This is a genomic window from Syntrophomonas sp. UBA5494 (assembly GCF_002426325.1).
In genome coordinates this window covers 13,769-19,185 of record NZ_DIPG01000115.1, presented here as the reverse complement: position 1 = coordinate 19,185, position 5,417 = coordinate 13,769, and the positions used below count along the sequence as shown (strand labels likewise).

At 54.6% G+C, this 5,417-nt stretch carries 5 protein-coding genes; all 5 read right to left on the bottom strand.

Annotated elements, in window-relative coordinates; all coding sequences use genetic code 11:
- On the bottom strand, window positions 1-962 hold a 962-nt coding region (locus B3W37_RS12800; protein WP_483176054.1), incomplete at its 3' end, for an acyl-CoA dehydrogenase family protein.
- A 61-nt stretch (window positions 963-1,023) separates the two neighbouring features.
- The gene (locus B3W37_RS12795; protein ID WP_483170836.1) at window positions 1,024-2,229 is read right to left on the bottom strand and encodes a thiolase family protein; all 1,206 of its coding nucleotides are present in this window, start codon (window positions 2,227-2,229) and stop codon (window positions 1,024-1,026) included.
- Window positions 2,230-2,276: 47 nt separating this feature from the next.
- Entirely contained in the window at window positions 2,277-3,059 is a 783-nt protein-coding gene (locus B3W37_RS12790; RefSeq protein WP_483176053.1) for a short-chain-enoyl-CoA hydratase, read from the bottom strand.
- Between the two features lie 36 nt (window positions 3,060-3,095).
- Entirely contained in the window at window positions 3,096-3,953 is an 858-nt protein-coding gene (locus B3W37_RS12785; protein WP_483170809.1) for a 3-hydroxyacyl-CoA dehydrogenase family protein, read from the bottom strand.
- A 408-nt stretch (window positions 3,954-4,361) separates the two neighbouring features.
- On the bottom strand, window positions 4,362-5,417 hold a 1,056-nt coding region (locus tag B3W37_RS12780), incomplete at its 5' end, for an acyl-CoA dehydrogenase family protein (protein ID WP_483176052.1).

The following is a 5,417-nucleotide window of genomic DNA, read 5'->3' as shown; positions in this document are numbered from 1 at the left end:
GCCTTGGCCAGCGATGCCGATTTGCTGAAACGGGGCACTTCCATGTCCTGCAAAGAAGATGCCTCATAATAGAGCAGGCGTGAGGCCTGGATGCGCATGGCCATGTCGGCCAGCTTGAACTGTATGGCCTGGAAACTGGAGATGGGTTTGCCGAATTGGGTGCGAAGCTGTGAATAGGCCAGGGATTCGTCCAGGCAGCGCTGGGCCACCCCGGTTGCCATAGCGGCTATGCTGGCCCGGGAGATATCCAGGGTCTTCATAATGATATAAAAACCCTGGCCTTCCTTGCCGATCAGGTTTTTGGCCGGAACCCGCACATCCTCAAAAATGACCTCGGTAGTATTGGAGGTTCTGATGCCCAGTTTATCCTCCACCTTGCCCACCGTGATACCGGGGGTATTGCGGTCCACCATGAAACAGCACATGCCTTTGCTGCCCATTTTCTTGTCCAGGGTGGCCAGAACAGTATACATCCCGGCGGTTCCGCCGTTGCTGATAAACTGCTTGGAGCCGTTCAAGATATATTCATCTCCGGATTTTACACAGCGGGTGGAAATGCCGCCGGCGTCAGAACCCGCGCCGGGTTCGGTTAAACAGAAGGCCCCCAGTTCGCCGTCTACGATGCGCCCGAACCACTCTTTCTTCTGTTCCTCATTGGCGGCCACATGTATGGGGTCGGTGGCCAATAGTGAACTGGCGACCATGATGGTGCCTATACCGGCGTCCCCCCAGCAGATCTCTTCAGCCACTATATTTTGAGTCACATGGTCCAACCCGGGGCCGCCGTATTCGGCCGGTACACCTATGGCCATAAATCCTAATTCCTGCATTTTGTCAAGACAATCCTGAGGATATACATGGTTATGATCCCATTCGCTGGCAAAAGGAGCGATTTCATTGGCGGCAAAATCGTGTGCCATGCGTTTCATCATTTCCTGTTCTTCAGTTAATCTAAAATCCACTTTCAAACCTCCTTACTGTTGCCGGCCCGGCCATCAGGGGGCACAGCCGCCCTCAAAACATTTAGATATCCCGAGTCCACAAAGAACACATGGCCGGACCGCCTCCCACACAAAGCGAAGCTCCGCCCAGGGTTGCGCCCATTTTCTCCATCTGATAATAAAGGCTGACAACGATGCGCAGGGCGGTGCATCCCACCGGATGACCCAGCGCGATACCCGAACCGTTCAGGTTGCATTTGTCCATATCCAGTTCAATGCCGAAGTCTTCTTTCAGCATGCGGCCCACCCCCAGGAATTGAGCGGCAAAGGCTTCATTGATCTCCCAGTACTCGATATCTTCGAATTTGAAACCAGCCAGACCCAAACCGCGGGGAATCGCCAGGGCCGGTCCCAATCCCATGACTTCAGGGGCAACCCCGGCATGGCAGATATTGACCATTTTCATTAAGGGTTTGAGGCCTAATTCCAGGGCTTTATCTTTGGACATAATAACCACCGCAGCCGCAGCATCGTTTATACCCGAAGCATTAGCAGCCGTAACCACTCCGCCTTTTTTGAATGCCGTCGGCAGTTTGGCCATTTTTTCCAGGCTGGCGTCGGGGATCATGTGCTCGTCGGTGGCATAGAATGTACTTCCCTTGCGGGTTTTTATTTCGAAGGGCACGATTTCGCGCTGGAAGCTGCCGTCGTCCCTGGCCCGGGTGCCCCGCTGATGGCTCATCAAAGCCAGTTGGTCGCATTCTTCCCGGGTGATGCCGTATTTCTCGGCGATATTTTCGGCGCTGATTCCCATATGCCCGGGAATCATGCTGTCAAAGAGGCCGTCATGGATCATGGCGTCTTCCAGCTTGCCCGGGCCCATGCGGTAGCCCATGCGCCCTTTCAAGGCCATGTATGGGGCATTGGTCATGCTCTCCACCCCTATGACCAGGGCGGCATCATTGGCCCCCACCTGTATGTTGCGGGCTGCGACTTCAAGTGCCCGCATCCCTGAAGCACAGTTCTGGTTGACATTGGCGGCGGTGCTGTCGATGGGCAGGCCGATGGCCATGGCCACCTGCCGGGCGGGCAGAGAACCCTGTCCATGGGGATAAACCTGGCCCATCACCAATTCCTTGATCAGGCCTATGTCGATGCCGGCCCGTTCTATGGCGGCTTTTCCCGCCGCTACAGCCAATTCTTTGGCCTGAACGTCTTTCAAACTGCCCATAAAGGCACCTATGGCGGTTCTGCATGCGCTGACCAGTACAATTTCCTTCAAATGAATAAACCTCCCCTTTTAATAAAGTTAAAACCATGGTGCAGCCAGGAATTTTACCTGTTTTTAAACTGCGGTTTGCGTTTTTCCACAAAGGCCCCCAGGCCTTCATTTTTGTCCTCGGTGGCACAACACATGCCGAACATATCTGATTCGATGCTCATAGCGGTGTCGATGTCCACCTGCATGCCTTTGCCGATGGCGAATTTGGCGTAGCCCACCGCCAGGGGCGCTTTGGCAGCAATCCTGGCGGCCATTTTTCTGGCCTGATCCATTAATTCAGCCGCTGGATAGACATGGTTTACCAGGCCGATCCGGTAAGCCTCCTCAGCTTTGATGTTGTTAGCGGTATAGGTAAGCTCTTTAGCGCGGCCTTCCCCTATCAGACGCGGCAAGCGCTGCGTGCCCCCGAATCCCGGGATAATGCCCAGCCCCACTTCAGGCTGGCCGAAAACCGCATTATCCGCAGCCAGACGGACATCGCAGGCCATCGCCAGCTCGCATCCTCCTCCCAGGGCAAAACCATTGACCGCTGCGATCACCGGCTTTTCCATGAGTTCCAATTTGCGGAATACCTTCTCCCCCATGTCGGAAAAATATCTTCCTTGTGCCGGAGAAAGAGGCAGCATGAAATTGATGTCGGCGCCGGCCACGAAGGATTTATCCCCCGCACCGGTTATTATCAGCACCTTGATATCCGGGTCCTGTCTGACCTCATCCACCGCTTGAGAGATCTCCTCCAGTGTCCGGGCATTGAGGGCGTTCAAATATTTAGGCCGGTTGATGTACAGAATGGCGATGTCGTTTTCTCTTTCCAGTACCAGGTTTTCATATGACACGGCTGTCCCCCCTATCACTCGCTGTTAACCCCGCGGCTATTTTTTGCTGTAATCATAGAAGCCTTTGCCGGTCTTCATCCCCAGCCAGCCGGCGCGCACCAGTTGTTTTAAGGGCGGAGCCGGGCGATATTTGGGATCGCCAGTCTCTTTAAAGAGCGTCTCGCATACCGCCAGGGCGATATCCACCCCCACCAGGTCACATAAGGTCAAAGGCCCCATCGGCCAGCCGGCGCCCAGTTTCATGGCGGTGTCAATATCCTCGGCGCTGGCCAGACCCTCATTGAGAATGAAAGCGGCTTCATTCATGCCCGGCAGCAGGATGCGGTTGACCACAAATCCCGGCCCTTCCTTGACCAGAACCGGGGTCTTGCCTATGGCCCTGGAGAATTCCACCACGATGTCAATGGTTTCCTGAGAGGTTTGGGCGGCAGGGATCACTTCCACCAATTTCATCACATTGGCGGGATTAAAAAAGTGCATGCCGACGACCTTGTCAGAGCGCTTGGTGATAGCGGCGATCTCGGTGATAGATAGTGAAGATGTATTGGTGGCCACTATGATGTCAGGCTTGAGAATGGCGTCCAGGCGGGTGTAAACTTCTTTTTTGATCTCCATTTTTTCAAAAACGCATTCGATGATGAAATCGGCTTCGGCCAGCTTGTCGAATTCGCCGGTGGGCTCGATTTTAGCGGTAATTGCATCGGCGGCGCCTGCCGGCACTTTGCCCTTTTCTTCTTGTTTGGCCAGGCTTTTGCCGATGGACTTAATCGCCTTGTCACAGTATTCCGGATAAATGTCAAACAGTATTACTTCTTTCCCGGCTGCAGCCAGGGCCCAGGCAATACCCTGTCCCATCGTGCCGGCTCCCATTACCGCTATTTTGTTTAATTCCATCTATTTTTCCCCCTTGCATAAAATCGTAGTAAAATCTAACTCCTGCGTGAGTCTGGACTTCCCCCTCTTATCACCTCCTTTTGAATGGCCAGGGTTGTATCAAGCCTATTCAATAATCGTGCCAGCCCCTCGCCGAATGGCCCAAAATGCCCTAATTGCGGGATTTTTCCGTATTCCCGGCCCCGCAAATCGAGGTACTGTGCAGCGCTGTTTCACCCCTTTCGGGATGGCCGCAAAATGTTTAGATCACAGCACAGGGGGATACATCAGGCTTTGCGGCTTCATCCTAATTTGAGAGGATGTCTCTTAAAAGAGGAGACCCGCAGTCAAAAGGGGAGGCGAGCCAGTCCGGGCCAACCCCGGACTGGCTCAAACAATGGTTAGGTATAGGGAATGTTGATTTGCCACTTAGTAATCAAAAGACTCACTGGGAATATCTACAGCGGAGGAGTCCTCACTGGCTAATACCTCTGCGGTCAGCCACACATTGGGAACCACATTGAGCAGGTAATACCGGGCCGCATCCACTTTGCCCTGATAAAAGGCCCGGTCGTAATGATCCGCTTCCAGCTCCCCGAGGCGCTTTTGGGCCAGCCAGGCCTGGTCCAGAATAAGGCGTCCCCCGTAAAGCTGGGCGGTAGCGGTCAGAATCCGCCGGGCGTACACCGCCACCAGATCCATGTTTTGCCGGGCGGCAAAACCCAGCAGGGTTTTCTGAATTTGCCGGTAAGCCGATAAGGCTTTGTCGAGATGGGCAAATTCGCGGGCAAGTATCCCCTCGCCGCGGTGGGCGGCGCAGAATTCCTCGATATCCTGTATAAAAGCTGCGAAAACGCTGCCTTTTTTCATGGTCATCTTGCGCCCCACCAGGTCCAGCCCCTGAATATAATTGGCGCCTTCCCAGATCGAGTAGATCTTGATGTCGCGCGCGATCTGGGCCACCGGGTATTCCTCGCAATAGCCGTAACCGCCGTAAGCCTGTATGGCCTCTCCGCACAGCCACCAGCCTTCGTCACTGGGATAAGCCTTGCACAGCGGTGTGGCCACCTCGATCAAGTCATTGGCCTGCTGGCGCTTCAGCGGGTCGGGATCATGGGAGCGCACGTCGAAAGCGAAATAAGTTTTATAGAGCATGGCGCGCATTACTTCCACGTGGGCTTTGCCCATCAAAAGGGTGCGTTTGATATCTTCATGCTTTATAATCGGCACCCGGCCGGCCTTGGGATCGGTTAAGAGGCGCCCCTGAATGCGCTCTTTGCAGTAGTCCCTGGCATTGTAAAAGGCGTTGGCGATGCAGGATAAGGCCAAATGCCCGGTTTCCAGACGGGCCATGTTCATCATCTGGAACATCTGCGCCATGCCCTGCCCCCGGCCTTCATTCTCCAGGGGATTTGGCCCCAGGAGCCAGCCCCGGCAGCCATTATTCTCCCCGAAGCTAAGGGCCGCGGTAACTGAACCGGCCTG

Excerpts from the sequence above, each read along its gene's own strand:
- B3W37_RS12785 (WP_483170809.1), bottom strand. The coding sequence starts at position 3,953 with ATGGAATTAAACAAAATAGCGGTAATGGGAGCCGGCACGATGGGACAG.